Consider the following 14693-nt stretch of genomic DNA (forward strand, 5'->3'; position numbering starts at 1 on the left):
TGCGGACGTCGAGTGCCCTCCCTCCGTACGAACCCGGTGACGGCCGTGTTCACCGCACCGGTGATCCCGTCCCCCGTCGTCCCGTTCCCCGGTCGCACCACGGCGTCCTATCTTGAGCCCCATGACCAGGAACCCGCAGGAACAGCCACGTGACCCCGAGCCCCTGCGCGCGCTCACCCTCGACCGGTTGCGCCGCCGTACGAGCATGAAGTGGCGCACCCACCCCGATGACGTGCTGCCGCTGTGGGTGGCGGAGATGGACGTGCCGCTCGCCGAACCCGTCGTGCGCGCCGTCACCGACGCCATGGAACTCGGCGACACCGGTTACCCCGCCGGAACCTCCTACGCGGAGGCACTGGCCGCCTTCGCGGGCAAACGCTGGGGCTGGGACGACCTCGCCGTGGAACGCACCGCGATCGTGCCCGACGTGATGCTGGGCGTCGTCGAGATGCTCAAGCTGGTGACCGGCCCCGGTGACCCGGTGATCGTCAATCCGCCGGTGTATCCGCCGTTCTACCAGTTCGTGACGCACCTGGACCGGCGCGTGGTCGAGGCGCCGCTCGGCGCGGACCTGCGCCTCGATCCCCAGGTGCTGAAGGACGCCTTCCGGCGGGCGGTCGCCGGCGGCGGGCGGGCCGCCTACCTGCTGTGCAGCCCGCACAACCCGACCGGCACCGTCCACACCGCCGGGGAACTGGCCACCGTCGCCGCCCTCGCCGAGCGGTACGGCGTCCGGGTCGTGGCCGACGAGATCCACGCGCCCGTCGTCGCCGGCGGCGTGCGGTTCGTGCCGTACCTGAGCGTCCCCGGCGCCGAACGCGGCCTGTCGCTGATGTCGGCGTCCAAGGGCTGGAACCTGCCCGGGCTCAAGGCGGCACTCGCCCTCGCCGGGCCCGGCGCCGCCGGCGACCTGGCCCGGATGCCCGAGGAGGTCGGACACGGTCCGAGCCATGTCGGCGTCATCGCCCACACCGCCGCACTGCGCGACGGCGTCCCCTGGCTGGACGCCGTGCTCGCCGGCATCGACGAGAACCGGCGGCTGCTCACCGGCCTGCTGGCCGCGCACCTGCCCGGCGTCGTCCACCGCACCGGGGAGGCGACCTACCTGGCCTGGCTCGACTGCCGTGCGCTCGGCCTCGGCGACGACCCGGCGCAGGTCTTCCTCCGACGCGGCCGGGTGGCGCTCAGCCCGGGCCCGGACTTCGGCACCGGCGGCGAGGGGCACGTCCGGCTCAACCTCGCGGCCTCCCCGGAGGTGATCACGGAGGCGGTACGGAGGATGGCGTCGGCCCTGACCTGAGCCGCGACGCGCACTTGCCGCGTACGGGTGATGCGCGGATCCGGGCGGCTCCTGGTGCCGCGACAGGCGGCGTTCGCCCCGTCGCGACGCCCGGCACGCTTCCCCGGAGGGGGTGCCCCCGCTCGCCGCACCGGCCGAAAGCCCGAGTGCGTCCAGTACGAGGGCTTTCGGCCGGCACTCCCCCAGCCTCCGGCCGGGGGGACCCCCAGAGCCCGCACCGGACGCCGCTCCTCACCGGGCGAACGTCGCCTGCCGCGGCACTAGACTCCGGCCATGGACGAGGCGTCACTGGCCCGGCTCGGGGCCGGCAAGTACCTGCTGGTCACCAGCTACCGCAAGGACGGGACTCCGGTCGCCACCCCGGTGTGGGTCGTGCGGGACGAGGACGCGCTCGGCGTGTGGACGGCCGCCGACTCCTGGAAGGTCAAGCGCATCCGCAGGCGTGCCGACGTCCTGGTCGGCCCCTGCGACGTGCGGGGCAACCCGACGGGTGACCAGGTCCCCGCGACCGCCGAGATCGGCGACGCGGCCACGGCCGGCCGGTACCGCGGACTCATCGCCCGCAAGTACGGCGTCCTCGGACGGCTCACCCTCTTCGGGAGCCGGCTGCGCCGGGGCCCGGACGGCACCGTGGGCATCACGATCACGCTCACGCCGTGAGGACCCGGTTCAGGTCCAGGCCCGGTACGGCTCGTCGACCAGCTGGAAGACCGGCTCACCGCGTACCGGGTCCTTGGCCGTGGACAGCCGCACCCGGTCCCCGCTGTGGATGGCGATGAGCGGGCCCATGACCCGGCCGCGCAGCACGAAGCCCTCGGCCATCTCGATCAGGGACACATTGCGCGCGGCGGGGGTGTTGCGGTGCACCACCGTGGCGTGGCGTACCGTCCCGGTGCCCTCGCTGCGCTCCGTCCGCAGGTCGCTGCCGCGGCACACCGGACACAGCAGCCGGTGGTACATGGAGGTGCCGCACCAGGTGCAGCGCTGGAACCAGATGGCCTCGGTCTCCGGGGCCCTGGGGGCGAGCACGCCCGTCGCGGAGCCGGCTTCCTGCTGAGCGACGCTTCCTGAGGGGTGGTACACGCTGGTCAACTCCCTGCACTCGGGCCGGAATCCCGCGTGCGCGGTCACCCGGGCACGCATGTGCGCGGCAGGCCGTGCCACCGTGCACGACGACAGATTATGGCACTGAGTGCCACGCGTAAAGAAGCTGTGTACCGCTGAATTCAGGGCCTGTGGGGGAGTGGTGGAGGGGTGATGGGGGGAAAGTGGCACTGAGTGCAGTTGTCTGACGGTCCGGCCCGGCCCGTCCGCCTAGCATGGCGGGCATGGACGTGTTTCTGGACCGGCTCGACCCGGACATGTGCGTGGTGACGGCGGCCGCGGGCGGGGAGGAGGCCGGCTGCCTGGTCGGCTTCGCCTCCCAGTGCTCCATGGAGCCCGTGCGGTTCGTCGTGTGGCTGTCCGAGGTCAACCGGACCTTCCGGGTGGCCCGGTCCGCCGAGTACCTGGCCGTCCACCTGCTCGCCCGGGGGCAGCACGGACTGGCCGAGGTGTTCGGCGGGCAGACCGGCGACGACGTGGACAAGTTCCGGCAGGTCCGCCGGCGCCACGGGTACGGCGGGGCGGTCGTGCTGGAGGACGCCGAGGCGTGGTTCGTCGGCCGGGTCGTGGAGCGGGTCACCGGAGGCGACCACGTCGGTTTCGTCATCGACCCGGTCGAGTGGGGCGGGCGCGAGCCGTCCGGCGGGCCGCTGCTGCGGCTCGGTGACGCCCTCGGCATCGACCCCGGCCACCCGGTGGAGGACTGACCCGCGGCACCTACGGCTTCCGCGCCGGACCGTCCGGCATCGGCCCGTCCGGCGCCTGACCGTTCGGCACCCGTATGTCGAGGACGCAGACGTCGTCCCGGAGTTCGGTCTCCGGCAGCAGCGTGGCCAGCAGCGGCTCCAACGTGCCCGCCGCGTCGGCCTCGTGGGCCGCGGCGGCCCGCGCGAGCCGCTCCAGGCCCCGGTCGATGCCGTCGGGGGGCCGCTCCACCAGGCCGTCCGTGTACAGCAGGAGACGGTCACCCGGCTTCAGAAGGCATTCCGCCTCCGCGAAGACCGGGGTGGTGCTCGCCCCGAGCAGGATGCCCTTCGGCCGGTCGAGGTAGCGGGTCTCCCCGGCACGCAGCAGCAGCGGCGGCAGATGACCGGCCTGGGCCCACACCAGCCGTCGCCGCGCGGGTGAGTAGCGGGCCAGGATCATGCTCGCCGTGCCGTGGGCGCCCCGGGAGTGCAGCAGCAGCGTGTTGAGGCGGGCCAGCGCGCCGGTCAGTGAGGAACCCGTGATGACCATGCCCTTGGCGGTGAAGCGCAGCTGGGCCATGGTGGCGACGGCGTCCACCCCGTGACCGGCGACGTCGCCGACCACGAACAGGGCGTCCCCGTCGGGCAGTTCTATGGCGCTGAACCAGTCGCCGCCGACCTGCACGCCCGCCTGCGCGGGAAGATAGGCGATCTCGACGCGCAGCCCGGCCGGCCGCACGGGGCGCCGGGGCAGGGGCAGCAGCGCGTCCTGCAACCGGGCGGCCAGCGTCCGCTCGGCCAGCAGCACGTCGTGCTGGGACAGCATCGCCCGCTCGCTCTCGACCAGAGCCAGCTCCGCCCGGCGCCGCGCGGTCAGGTCCTGGACGAAACCGTGCACCTCGACGGGCATGTCCTCGCCGTCCGTCACCGCCTCGGCCACGAACCTCAGGTGCCGGACACCGGCCGGCGTCCTGGTCCGGAACGGGACGTCGCACGGCCGCCCCTCACGCGTCAGCTCCCGCACGGCCCGGGACAGCGCGGTCATCTCGTCGGGCAGCGCGAGGCCGGGCAGGGCGGTGAGCGCGACCGGGCCGTGTGCGGGGTCCCGGCCGAAGATGGCGAAGACCTGGTCGGACCAGGCGGCCTCGTGGGTGACCAGGTTCCAGTTCGCCCAGCCGAGGTCGCCCAGCCGTTGCAGATCGGCCAGCCGCTGCTCCTGCCGGTCGGAGGCGTCGTGCCGGACCCAGGACAGCACGAGCCCGTCGCCCAGCGGCACCGCTCGCACCGAGTGGGCGGCCGGCCCCGCGACGCAGTCCGGCACGTCCCGGTGGGCGAACGGCTCGCTCTCGTACGGCTCCCCGGTGGCCAGCGCGCGCAGGCACCCCTGCCGCAGCGGCTCGGCCACCGTCCCGGACAGCCACTCCAGGAGCCGCCGGCCGGCCGGGTCCGTGCCGTCGCCGCCGGCGAACCGCGCGGCGCGCGGGGTGGCGGCGACGACGCGGAAGTCCTGGACCCGCCCCGAGGACGCCCGCACCGGGGTCAGCAGCACCGCCGCGTCCGGCAGGGCGTCGAACACCCGTCGTACGGCATCGGCGGCACCGGTCCCGGCGGGCTCCGGCCGGCCGCCGAACGCCCGCAGCCATCCGGCACACAGGCGGGCGACGGCCCGCAGGTGGTCCCGGTCACCGGGCGTGAAGGGCCTGTCGTCGTGGCGCAGCACCCCGAGGCACGCCTCGGCCGACGCCCCCGGCGACACCGGCAACCAGGCCTGCGATCCTTCGCGCCCGGACGGTTCACCGGTCGGCGGCCATCGTCCGCCGGCCCGTCCGGCGTCGTCCAGCCAGCGCGGTTCACCGGTGCGCAGGGCCTCCAGCGCGGGGATCCCGCTCAACGGTGACACCTGCTGCCACCGGGCGGCCGGTGCGTCGTCGATCCCGGCGTGGCCCACCAGTTCCAGGCCGCCCGAGGGCAGCCGGGCGTAGAGCACCACCGCGTCCGCGCCGAGGCCGGGCACGAGCCGCTCCCGGAGGCAGCGGACGAGTTCCCGCGGGGAGCCGACGTGTGCCAGGGCCTCGGCGAGGCCGGCCAGAGCGGCCGAGGCGGCGTCCGGGAGGCAGCCGTCCGAGAGGCACTCGTCGGCAAGGAGCGGGGCGGGCGGTACGGCCGTGCCGTCGGAACCGGCCGGGTCGGGGGCCGGCGCTCCGGCGAGCCCCGGAGCACGGTCCGCGCCGGACGGCGGGGCCAGAGTGCCGAGCGTGATCCAGCACTCCTCCAGCAGCGTGCGCCGCTCCGCCTTCGCACGCTGGACCAGCGTCTCGCGCGCCGCTTCGGCGGAGCCTCCGGTGAGCGCCATCACGGCGCCCTTCGCCCGCTCCACGACGGCCGCCGTCGTGGCAAGGTCGCGCAGCCGGTCGATCTCCGCACGCTGTCTGGCGACGACCCGGGCCAGTGTGGCCAGGTCGGGCGCGGCGCCGGAATCCGTCGGCGTGGCGTGCTCGCTCGTCACGGGACGAGCATGGCACATGGAAGGGGCTTCGATCACGGCTCGTCGGCAGGCGATTGTCCCACCGGCTCCGCGGCGGGGTGCGGACGTCCGCCGGCCGGCCCGGGACGCACCCTCCGGGCGACCGTTCCGTGCCACCGGGGCGCGGGTCAGCGCCCGGCCGTACTCCGTTCGACCAGGGCCTCGGTGACCGCGCGCACGCTGCGCGCGATGTGCTGGAGCTGCCGGAGCTCCGCCGCGTACAGCTTGATCGTGTGCTCGATGACCGATTCGTGCAGGCCGAGTCGCGGCAGGTCGGCCCGGGCGGTCCGCAGCGCGGTCCGGGCCACCCGGATCTCGTGCTGCACCTGGATCTGCGCGTGGCGGGCGAGCAGGACGGGGTGCCGGATCAGCGCCGGATAGCCGGCGTAGCGGGCCGGCACCAGCTCGCGCAGCCACTTGGCCGCCGAGCGCTCCCAGTCGTAGCTGCCGGGGTTCTTGACCTGGCACGGCCAGTCCTGGCTGAGACGTGTGGTCGTCAGGGGCATGATCATCGCTTCCGGGTGTGCGGCGCCGACGGGGTGCTGCGACGGGTGGGGGGACGGCCCCGGCCCAGGGGATGACCGGGACCGCCGCGGGCGCTCGCGCAGGCGGTGCCCGGCCGAACACCTCGGAGCGCGCCGGAGCGGGTAGGAGTCGGCGGCCGGGGTGTTCGCGCAGATGCGGACGCGGTCCGGACGTCCGGGTCGCGATCCGTGAGCAGTATTTATATATGCGATCCGCTTTGCAAGACGTATGAAAACATTCATGCCTGCTTCGACGAGAGGCCCGGGCCCGCGCGCCCGGCGGGCGGCTCAGTCCCGCAGGAAGAACTGGTGCTGCTCCGCGATCTGCTCGTACTTCTCCAGCCGGGCCTGGGTCCGTTCCGGATCGGCGTCGGTCATGGCCTGGAGCAGCGCAGCGCACATCACGCCCGGCGCCGCGTACGAGTCGAAGACCAGCCGGGACCCGGTGCCGGTGGCGAAGGTGACGTCGGCCTCGTCGGCCACCGGGCCGAGCGCCAGGTCGGTGATCAGCGCCACCCTCAGCCCGGCGTCGCGGGCCACCCGGACGGCGCCCAGGGTCTCCCGGGCGTGCCGGGGCAGGGAGAAGGCCAGCACCCAGGTACCGCCCGCCTCCCGGGACTGCAACAGGGCGTCGTAGGCGACGCTGCCGCCACGGGTGACCAGCCGGACGTCGGGGTGGACGCGGCGGGCGGCGTAGGCGAAGTACTCGGCGAGCGACACGGAGATCCGCAGCCCGAGCACGGTCAGCGGCGCCGACGCGGCCAGTTTCCGGCCGGTCTCGACCACCTGCCCGGGGTCGGCGAAGTCGCGCCGCAGGTTCTCCAGGTTCTCGATCTCGGCGTCGACGGCCGCCTGCAGTTCGTTGCCGCCGTTCTCCTCGGCCGCGCCGCCGCCGCGGCTGCCCAGCGCGATCGACTGCAGCCGCTCCCGCAGCGCCGGGTAGCCGCTGAAGCCGACCGCCGACGCGAACCGTGTCACCGACGGCTGGCTCACGCCGACCCGGTCGGCGAGGTCCGTGATCGACAGGAACGCCGCCTCGGTGAGGTTCTCGATCAGGTACTGGGCGATGCGCCGCTGGCCCGGGGAGAGACGGGGACGGTCGAACAACGCCCTCAGCCGGGACGTGGGGGAGACCTCCGTTTCCGGGGCCGTCCGCCCCGAGGTGATCGCCGATGCCTGTGCGCGTGCCTGCTGCGGCGATGGCACGGGCGCGCCTCCTTTGTCTCCCACGAAGGTCAACATAGCCCACCGGCCGTGCCCGCCAGGGCGTCGTCCAGGGCGGCCGGGGCTCCGAGCGGCCGGGTGGTCCGTCCCGCGCGGACCGGTGCGACGCCCCGGCGGGGGAGGCGTCCCGGGACGCGCGCGGGAGGCGTGTCGCCCCGTGGGGGGATAGCACCGTGCCGGGCGGGAACCCGCCGCCACGGAAGAACCCGCACCAGCGACGAGGAGCCCCCGTCATGACCGTCCCGGAAGAGAACCGGCCGAAGACCGACACCACCGACGACGTCCTGGAGCAGCGCGAGGAGAACACCCCGCGTCCGCCCGGCGGCACCGGCCGGACCATGCGCGAGGCCCTGGAGGAGGCCCACGTGCGGCCCGACGACTACGACGAGGAATGACCGCGCCGTAACCGCGCGCCGACCGGGCGCCCCACGGCACCCGGACCCGAGAACATCCGACCCCGAACACCGGCAGGTGACACCGCATGGGCGCCATCAGCGCGCTGGAGAAGGCCCTGGAAGACCGATGGGAAGCGCTGTGGGCGCGGGTGCTCGACAAGGAACCCGTCGAGCTCCTCGACGCCCTGCGCACCGAGTGCGACAGCAACGCCGTGGTCTGCGCCGAAGGCCGGGTCATGGTCCCCAACGCCTACGACGTCGAGCTCGCCGAGGCCGTCCACGAGGAACTGACGCGCCGTGGCGGCCGGGTGGGCCAGGTGCTCACCGACAGCCTGGTCCGGCACGCCGAGCGGCGCGGGTACGAGTGGGCGGGCCCGCTGGCGGTGCACGTCGGCAAGTCCGCCGACGTGCCCAACGGCCGCTATCGCGTGGCGAGCGGCGTGCTGCCGCACGTCAGCGCCGAGCGGTTCCCGAACGCGGCGTCCTGACGGCGCGCCTCACGCGTCTCCCCCGCCTCGGCGGCGGTGGGCCGTGATCGAGTGACCGACGTCGTCGACGGACCGGCTGCCGCCGGCCGGTGCGGCCGGCCGTCCCGTCGCCCCGGCCGCCGCGGAGGCGGACACGATCAGCGGCCCGCGCGCCCCCGCGCGGGCACCGGTCGCGGACCGGCGGCCCCGATGCCGTGGGGGGAGGGCACTCCGCCGCTCTTGCGGACCGACCGGACCCGCTCGCTCATGACGGGGCGGTGCGCGGCGGAGTTCAGCGCGGCGGGCCCCCACGGGGCAGTGCCGTCTTCGGGACGACGAGGTCGGCGCGGTCGCGGGTCGCGGCCACCAGGTCGGCGTTGCGCTGGTCGGTGCCGAGGACCCAAGCCACCGCGTCCTCGTGGGACTTGCCGAACTCCTCGTGCCGGGCCACCAGTCGGCGGACCCGCTCCGTCTCGGGCACCTCGCAGAACCACACCTCGTCGAGCCAGGACCGCACCCGCGCCCACGCGCCGGTGCCCAGCAGAAGGTAGTTGCCCTCCGTCACGACCAGCCGGGCCGACGGCGGCACCGGGACGGCCCCGGCGATCGGCTGCTCCAGCACCCGCTCGAAACCGGGCGCGTAGACCGTGTCCCCCACGTCCTCCACACCCCTCACGTTTCCCACGCCCGTCGCGTCGCCTCCGTCGTCGGCCGGCTCCTCGCGCAGCCGGCGCAGCAGGGCCGCGTACCCGGCCGCGTCGAAGGTGTCCGGCGCGCCCTTGCGGTCCCGGCGGCCGAGCCGGTCCAGCTCGGCGTCGGCGAGGTGGAAACCGTCCATGGGGACGTGCGCGGCCCACGTCCCGTCCGTCTTGTTCAGCTCCCGCACCAGGGCCTCGGCGAGCGTCGACTTCCCGGCGCCGGGACTCCCGGCGACGCCGAGGATCGCGCGCCGTCCGCCGCGCGGGAGGGAACGGGCCCGGATGAGCAGATCGTCGAAGGTCAGCGGCACACCGCAGAGTGTGCCACCCGGCGGCCCGCCGCCGGGTGGGCGGTCCCTCCTCCCGACCGCCGGCCGTCTTGTGGCACGTACCACCCGATGGGATGCGCCCCGGCGGGGAACTGTGTCGGGTATGACGACGCAGCTCGGACTTCCCGACGACATCCAGGCCTGCCTCTTCGACCTCGACGGGGTCGTCACCCGGACGGCGGTGGTGCACGCCGCCGCCTGGAAGGAGACGTTCGACGCCTTCCTGCGCGAGCGGGACGGCGCGGACTTCCGCCCGTTCACCGACTCCGACTACGACGAGTACGTCGACGGCCGCCCCCGCGCGGACGGAGTGCGCAGCTTCCTCGCCTCCCGCGGCATCGACCTCCCCGAGGGGTCTTTGGACGACCCGCCCGACGCGCGGACGATCAACGGGGTCGGCAACCGCAAGAACGAACTGGTCCTGGAGAAGATCCGCACCGAGGGCGTCGAGGCGTACGACGGCACACTGCGCTACATCGACGCCGTCCGCTCGGCCGGGCTCGCCACCGCGATCGTCTCCTCCAGCGCCAACACCGTGGACGTCCTGCGCTCCATCCACGCCGAGCACCTGTTCGACGTACGGATCGACGGCGTGGTGGCGCGCGAGCGGAAACTGCCGGGCAAACCCCACCCCGACACCTTCCTGGCCGCCGCCCGCGACCTCGGCGTCGAGCCGTCCCGCGCCGCCGTCTTCGAGGACGCCCTCGCCGGCATGGACGCCGGCCGTTCCGGCCGCTTCGGCTACGTCGTCGGCGTCGACCGCGTCGGCCAGACCGACGCCCTGTACGCCCACGGCGCCGACCGCGTCGTCAAGGACCTCGCCGAGCTGGGGGGCCAGGCGTGATCACCAACCGGACCTACGCGGTCGAGCCCTGGTCCGTGCGCGAGACCGAACTCAACCTCGACCTCCTCGCCCAGAGCGAGTCCGTCTTCGCCCTCTCCAACGGGCACATCGGCTGGCGCGGCAACCTCGACGAGGGAGAACCGCACGGCCTGCCCGGCAGCTACCTCAACGGCGTCTACGAACTCCACCCCCTGCCCTACGCCGAGGCCGGCTACGGCTACCCCGAGTCCGGGCAGACCGTCATCAACGTCACCAACGGCAAGCTGCTGCGCCTGCTGGTCGACGACGAGCCCTTCGACCTGCGCTACGGACGGCTCGTCAAACACGAACGCACCCTGGACCTGCGGCGCGGGGTGCTGGAGCGGATCTGCGAGTGGACCTCGCCGGCCGGCTCGACCATCCGGGTGCGCTCCACCCGGCTGGTCTCCCTCACCCAGCGGGCCATCGCCGCCGTCGAGTACGAGGTGGAACCCGTCGACAGCCGCATCCGCGTGGTCATCCAGTCCGAACTCGTCGCCAACGAGAGCCTGCCCGACCCGGACGGCGACCCGCGCACGGCCAAGGCGCTGAAGTCCCCGCTCGAACCGGAGGAGGACCTGGCGCTCGGCCCCCGGCTGCGCCTGGTCCACCGCACCCGGCGCAGCGGCCTCAGGGTCGCCGTGGCCGCCGACCACGTCGTCGACGGCCCCGAGCAGACCGCCACCAGCAGCGAGAGCAACGTGGACGTGGCCCGCCTGACCATCACCTCCGCCCTGGAGCCGGGACAGCGGCTGCGCGTGCAGAAGACGGTCGCCCACGGCTGGTCCAGCGCCCGCTCCCGGCCCGCGATGAGCGACCAGGTCGAGGCGGCGCTGGCCGCCGCCGCGCAGAGCGGCTGGGACGGGCTGGTGGCCGAACAGCGGGCCTACCTCGACGACTTCTGGGCCCGGGCGGACGTCGAGGTGCACGGCGACGAGGAGATCCAGCAGGCCGTCCGCTTCGCCCTGTTCCACGTGCTGCAGGCCGGTGCCCGCGCCGAGCAGCGGGCGATCCCGGCCAAGGGCCTGACCGGATCCGGGTACGACGGACACGCCTTCTGGGACACCGAGATGTTCGTCCTGCCCGTGCTGACCTACACCGAGCCCAGGGCCGTCGCCGAGGCGCTGCGCTGGCGACAGGACACCCTGCCCGCCGCCCGGGAACGCGCCGCGCAACTGGGGCTGCGCGGCGCCGCGTTCCCGTGGCGGACCATCGACGGCTCGGAGGGCTCCGCGTACTGGCCGGCCGGCACGGCTGCCTTCCACGTGGGCGCCGACATCGCGCACGCGGTGGTGCGGTACGTGGCGGCGACCGGCGACAGCGACTTCGAACGGGACACGGGCCTGGAACTCCTGGTGGAGACCGCCCGGCTGTGGCGCTCCCTCGGCCACCACGACCACCACGGCGTCTTCCACATCGACGGCGTCACCGGCCCCGACGAGTACAGCGCCATCGCCGACGACAACGTGTACACCAACCTCATGGCGCGCTCGAACCTCCTCAACGCCGCCGACGCCTGCGAACGCCACCCCGACCGGGCGTCCCGGCTCGGCGTCGACGAGGAGGAGAGCGCCGCCTGGCGGGACGCCGCCGAGGCCGTGCACATCCCGTACAACGAGGAGCTGCGCGTGCACGAGCAGGACGCCGGCTTCACCCGCCACCAGCGCTGGGACTTCGCCGGCACCCGCGCCGACCAGTACCCGCTGATGCTGCACTTCCCCTACTTCGACCTCTACCGCAAACAGGTCGTCAAACAGTCCGACCTGGTCCTCGCGATGTACACCTGCGGCAGCTGGTTCGACGCGCACTGCGACGAGGACCAGATGGCCCGCAACTTCGCCTACTACGAGCCGCTGACCGTGCGCGACTCCTCCCTGTCGGCGTGCTGCCAGGCCGTCGTCGCCGCCCAGACCGGACATCTGCGCCTGGCCTACGACTACGCCGCCGAGGCCGCCCTGATGGACCTGGCGGACCTGGAGCACAACACCCGCGACGGACTGCACATCGCCTCCCTGGCCGGGACGTGGATGGCGCTGGTCGCCGGCTTCGGCGGTACCCGCCGCGACGGCGAGAGCCTCCGGTTCTCTCCGAGGCTGCCCGAGAAGTTCAGCCGGCTGGCCTTCCGGCTCCAGTTCCGCGGCCGGTGCGTGAGCGTGGAGATCGAGGGCGACAAGGCGACGTACACGCTGCTGGCGGGCGATCCCCTGACGATCCACCACCACGGGAGCCCGGTGCTCATGAACGGGGACGGCCCCGTCACCCGCGCCGTTCCCGCGCCCAAACGGCGCCCGACCCCCGAGCAGCCCCCGCACCGCCGTCCGAACGCCCGCTGACCGGACCGGACGCGCGGGACGGGACGGACCGGCCCGACCCGGCCGTATTCCGCATTCCGCCCTGCGCGTCCGCGGCGCGCGGGTTAGCTTGACCTCGGATTCCGGGTCGCCGGGCTCCCGCCGTGGCGGTGGGAGGCGAGGTGCGAGCGTCCCCGCGGGCGGCGGGGGTGAGGGGAGCGCGATGGCCGGCGGCGCGAGCGCCCTGCTCACCGGCGGACGGCGACACGGGCCGACGGCGTCCGGCACCACCCGGCGCCCGGGCGGCGACGCCCCGCTCGCCGCGGTGGCCGCCGCCTTCACCCTGGTCCAACTGCTGCTCGTACGGCCCGGCCTGGGTCTCGGCTGGGACGAGACCGTCTACGTCAGCCAGGTCACCACGCACCACCCGGCCGCCTTCTTCAGCGCCCCGCGCGCCCGCGGCGTCTCCCTGCTGGTGGCGCCCGTCGCCTCCTGGTCCTCGTCCACCGGACTGCTGCGTGTCTACCTCGCCGTGCTCTCCGGGGCCGGCCTGTACCTGGGCATGCGGGCCTGGCGGGGCCTTTTCCCGGTCCGCGTCCTGGCCACCGGCGGCGCCCTCCTCACCGGCCTGTGGGTGACCCTCTTCTACGGCCCGCAGGCCATGCCCAACTACTGGGTCGCCGTCGGCACGCTGATCTGCGTCGGCTGCTTCCTGCGGGCCCGGCGGGACGGGCCGGGCCGGGCGGTGCTGTGGGGAGTGGTGGCCGGCGCCGCCCTCATGGCGTGGATGCGGCCCACCGACGCCGTATGGGTGACCCTTCCCCTGCTGTTCCTCGCCCTGGTGCGCCGGCACCTGCGGACGCTGCTCGCCCTCGTGGGCGGCCTCGCGGCCGGGGGAGTGGAGTGGGTGATCGAGGCGTACGCCCGGTACGGCGGCCTGGGGGAGCGGCTGGCGGAGGCCTCCCGCATCCAGGGCGGCCTCGGCCTGCAGTCAGCCGTCGACGACCAGCTGCGCAGCCTGGGCGGACGCGCGCTGTGCCGCCCGTGCACCGGATCGATCCCGCCCCCGCCCATCACCCTGTGGTGGCTCCTGCTGCCGGTCCTCGCCCTCCTCGCCCTGGCCGTCGCGGTCCGGGCCCGGCGCACCGCCCGTACGCTCGTCCCGCTCGCCTGCGCCGCCACCGCCGCCCTGCCGTACCTGTTCATGATCGGATACGCGGCGCCCCGCTTCCTGCAGCCCGCCTACGCCCTGCTGGCCGTCCCCGTCGCCGACGCGCTGTGGCACCTGGCCCGCACCCCCCGCGGCCGGTGGCGGCCGGTGGGCGCCCCGCTGGTCGCCCTCGCCCTGGCCGGACACCTCGCGGTGCAGCTCGTCGTCCTCGTGTATCTCGTGGACCGCACCGCCCAGAGCCGCGAGGACTGGGCCCGCACGGCGGACACCCTGCACCGCCTCGGCGTCCGCCCGCCCTGTCTGCTCACCGGTCACGAGGCCGTCCCGATCGGCTACTACACCGGTTGCTCCTCCGGCGCCACCAGCGGCAACAACGAGAACACCACGGTCGCCGAGATCCTGGACACGGCCCGCCGGATCCCCGTCGCCTCCCTCACCGCACCGGGCGGCACCCCGCCCGCCTACGCCCGCTCCTGGACCCCGTACCGCATCGGCGGCCTGGACATCCGCGTCGCTCCCCCGGGTTAGAGATCGCGAATCGGGAAACGCGAACCGGACACCGACACGACCGAGCCGACGCAGCGCGCAAGGGAGGCAGCGATGGGCACGGACCCGATGGCCGACGACGTCTACCAGCCCACCGGGAGCAACGAGGAGCAGGAGGACGCCGCGCCCCTCGACCTCCAGGACGCCGTCGACGAGCGGGACTACGACGAGACCCTCGACGAGGGCTACTCCCCGCCGGAGAAGCCCCTGGGCGTGACCAAGCACGGCACCACGGCCGCCGAGCAGCACGACGGCGAGACCCTGGACGAGCGGCTGTCCCAGGAGGTGCCCGACGTGTCCGCGCCCGACGGGGACGGTGTGGGCGACGAGCCCGGCGGAGAGGGCGAGCCGGTCGACCCCGAGGCGGGCACCGAGCGCTCCGGCCGCCTGGTCGCCCCCGACGAGGGCGTGCGCACCGACACGACCAAGGAGACGGTCGCCGAGGACGTGGGCGTCGACGGGGGAGCCGCCGGTGCCGAGGAGGCCGCCATGCACGTCGTGGAGGACGAGACGGCGCTGCCGGACCGCGAGGAACGCTAGACCCTCGTGAGGGGACCGCCCGGCCGGGTGCC

14 protein-coding genes are annotated in these 14693 nt (G+C 74.3%); 9 read left to right on the top strand and 5 right to left on the bottom strand.

Annotated features, from left to right (window positions below):
- Positions 1 to 121: 121 nt before the first annotated feature.
- Together ACIRFH_RS18525 and ACIRFH_RS18530 are read left to right on the top strand one after the other, a co-directional pair.
- A complete protein-coding gene (locus ACIRFH_RS18525) occupies positions 122 to 1300 on the top strand; it encodes a MalY/PatB family protein (protein ID WP_403521796.1) in 1179 nt (392 codons plus the stop codon).
- A 273-nt stretch (positions 1301 to 1573) separates the two neighbouring features.
- Entirely contained in the window at positions 1574 to 1960 is a 387-nt protein-coding gene (locus ACIRFH_RS18530) for a PPOX class F420-dependent oxidoreductase (RefSeq protein ID WP_403521798.1), read from the top strand.
- 9 nt (positions 1961 to 1969) lie between these two features.
- Here the strand turns inward: ACIRFH_RS18530 and ACIRFH_RS18535 are convergent, their stop codons facing one another.
- Positions 1970 to 2383: a Zn-ribbon domain-containing OB-fold protein gene (locus ACIRFH_RS18535; RefSeq protein ID WP_403521800.1), complete on the bottom strand. Its 414-nt coding sequence runs from the start codon at positions 2381 to 2383 to the stop codon at positions 1970 to 1972.
- A gap of 236 nt (positions 2384 to 2619) precedes the next feature.
- On the opposite strand from ACIRFH_RS18535, the gene ACIRFH_RS18540 reads away from it, so the two are divergent.
- Positions 2620 to 3111 carry a flavin reductase family protein gene (locus ACIRFH_RS18540; RefSeq protein WP_403521802.1) on the top strand — a complete coding sequence of 164 codons (492 nt, stop codon included), beginning with the start codon at positions 2620 to 2622 and terminating at the stop codon, positions 3109 to 3111.
- 10 nt (positions 3112 to 3121) lie between these two features.
- Here ACIRFH_RS18540 and ACIRFH_RS18545 read toward each other — a convergent pair whose 3' ends face one another.
- The 3 genes from ACIRFH_RS18545 to ACIRFH_RS18555 all read right to left on the bottom strand — a co-directional run bounded on the left by ACIRFH_RS18545 (position 3122) and on the right by ACIRFH_RS18555 (position 7344).
- Positions 3122 to 5614, bottom strand: a complete 2493-nt coding sequence (locus ACIRFH_RS18545; protein ID WP_403522013.1) for a SpoIIE family protein phosphatase — start codon at positions 5612 to 5614, stop codon at positions 3122 to 3124.
- A gap of 128 nt (positions 5615 to 5742) precedes the next feature.
- Positions 5743 to 6126: a hypothetical protein gene (locus tag ACIRFH_RS18550; RefSeq protein ID WP_403521804.1), complete on the bottom strand. Its 384-nt coding sequence runs from the start codon at positions 6124 to 6126 to the stop codon at positions 5743 to 5745.
- A gap of 300 nt (positions 6127 to 6426) precedes the next feature.
- Positions 6427 to 7344, bottom strand: a complete 918-nt coding sequence (locus ACIRFH_RS18555; protein WP_403521806.1) for a MurR/RpiR family transcriptional regulator — start codon at positions 7342 to 7344, stop codon at positions 6427 to 6429.
- A 251-nt stretch (positions 7345 to 7595) separates the two neighbouring features.
- Between ACIRFH_RS18555 and ACIRFH_RS18560 the strand changes: the two genes are divergently transcribed.
- Together ACIRFH_RS18560 and ACIRFH_RS18565 are read left to right on the top strand one after the other, a co-directional pair.
- A complete protein-coding gene (locus tag ACIRFH_RS18560) occupies positions 7596 to 7757 on the top strand; it encodes a hypothetical protein (RefSeq protein WP_403521808.1) in 162 nt (53 codons plus the stop codon).
- A gap of 86 nt (positions 7758 to 7843) precedes the next feature.
- Positions 7844 to 8245, top strand: coding sequence for a DUF3662 domain-containing protein (locus ACIRFH_RS18565; protein ID WP_403521810.1), 402 nt, complete (start codon positions 7844 to 7846; stop codon positions 8243 to 8245).
- Positions 8246 to 8516: 271 nt separating this feature from the next.
- Here ACIRFH_RS18565 and ACIRFH_RS18570 read toward each other — a convergent pair whose 3' ends face one another.
- Complete coding sequence (locus ACIRFH_RS18570) at positions 8517 to 9233, bottom strand: nucleoside/nucleotide kinase family protein (protein WP_403521812.1); 717 nt, start codon at positions 9231 to 9233, stop codon at positions 8517 to 8519.
- A 121-nt stretch (positions 9234 to 9354) separates the two neighbouring features.
- Between ACIRFH_RS18570 and ACIRFH_RS18575 the strand changes: the two genes are divergently transcribed.
- The 4 genes from ACIRFH_RS18575 (at position 9355) to ACIRFH_RS18590 (ending at position 14661) form a co-directional block, all read left to right on the top strand.
- Entirely contained in the window at positions 9355 to 10095 is a 741-nt protein-coding gene (locus ACIRFH_RS18575; RefSeq protein ID WP_403521814.1) for a beta-phosphoglucomutase family hydrolase, read from the top strand.
- Positions 10092 to 12446 carry a glycoside hydrolase family 65 protein gene (locus ACIRFH_RS18580; protein WP_403521816.1) on the top strand — a complete coding sequence of 785 codons (2355 nt, stop codon included), beginning with the start codon at positions 10092 to 10094 and terminating at the stop codon, positions 12444 to 12446. Before ACIRFH_RS18575 ends, ACIRFH_RS18580 begins: the two co-directional genes overlap by 4 nt.
- Before the next feature lie 181 nt (positions 12447 to 12627).
- The gene (locus ACIRFH_RS18585) at positions 12628 to 14103 is read left to right on the top strand and encodes a hypothetical protein (RefSeq protein WP_403521818.1); all 1476 of its coding nucleotides are present in this window, start codon (positions 12628 to 12630) and stop codon (positions 14101 to 14103) included.
- A 72-nt stretch (positions 14104 to 14175) separates the two neighbouring features.
- Positions 14176 to 14661 (top strand): DUF5709 domain-containing protein, encoded by a 486-nt coding sequence (locus ACIRFH_RS18590; RefSeq protein ID WP_403521820.1) that lies wholly within the window; start codon positions 14176 to 14178, stop codon positions 14659 to 14661.
- Positions 14662 to 14693 lie beyond the last annotated feature (32 nt).

The organism is Streptomyces sp. NPDC093586, from assembly GCF_044764905.1.
Taxonomy (GTDB): domain Bacteria; phylum Actinomycetota; class Actinomycetes; order Streptomycetales; family Streptomycetaceae; genus Streptomyces.

Coding starts and splice junctions, on each gene's coding strand:
- ACIRFH_RS18525 (WP_403521796.1), top strand. CDS start 122: ATGACCAGGAACCCGCAGGAACAGCCACGTGACCCCGAGCCCCTGCGC.
- ACIRFH_RS18530 (WP_403521798.1), top strand. CDS start 1,574: ATGGACGAGGCGTCACTGGCCCGGCTCGGGGCCGGCAAGTACCTGCTG.
- ACIRFH_RS18540 (WP_403521802.1), top strand. CDS start 2,620: ATGGCGGGCATGGACGTGTTTCTGGACCGGCTCGACCCGGACATGTGC.
- ACIRFH_RS18545 (WP_403522013.1), bottom strand. CDS start 5,614: ATGTGCCATGCTCGTCCCGTGACGAGCGAGCACGCCACGCCGACGGAT.
- ACIRFH_RS18550 (WP_403521804.1), bottom strand. CDS start 6,126: ATGATCATGCCCCTGACGACCACACGTCTCAGCCAGGACTGGCCGTGC.
- ACIRFH_RS18560 (WP_403521808.1), top strand. CDS start 7,596: ATGACCGTCCCGGAAGAGAACCGGCCGAAGACCGACACCACCGACGAC.
- ACIRFH_RS18565 (WP_403521810.1), top strand. CDS start 7,844: ATGGGCGCCATCAGCGCGCTGGAGAAGGCCCTGGAAGACCGATGGGAA.
- ACIRFH_RS18575 (WP_403521814.1), top strand. CDS start 9,355: ATGACGACGCAGCTCGGACTTCCCGACGACATCCAGGCCTGCCTCTTC.
- ACIRFH_RS18585 (WP_403521818.1), top strand. CDS start 12,628: ATGGCCGGCGGCGCGAGCGCCCTGCTCACCGGCGGACGGCGACACGGG.
- ACIRFH_RS18590 (WP_403521820.1), top strand. CDS start 14,176: ATGGGCACGGACCCGATGGCCGACGACGTCTACCAGCCCACCGGGAGC.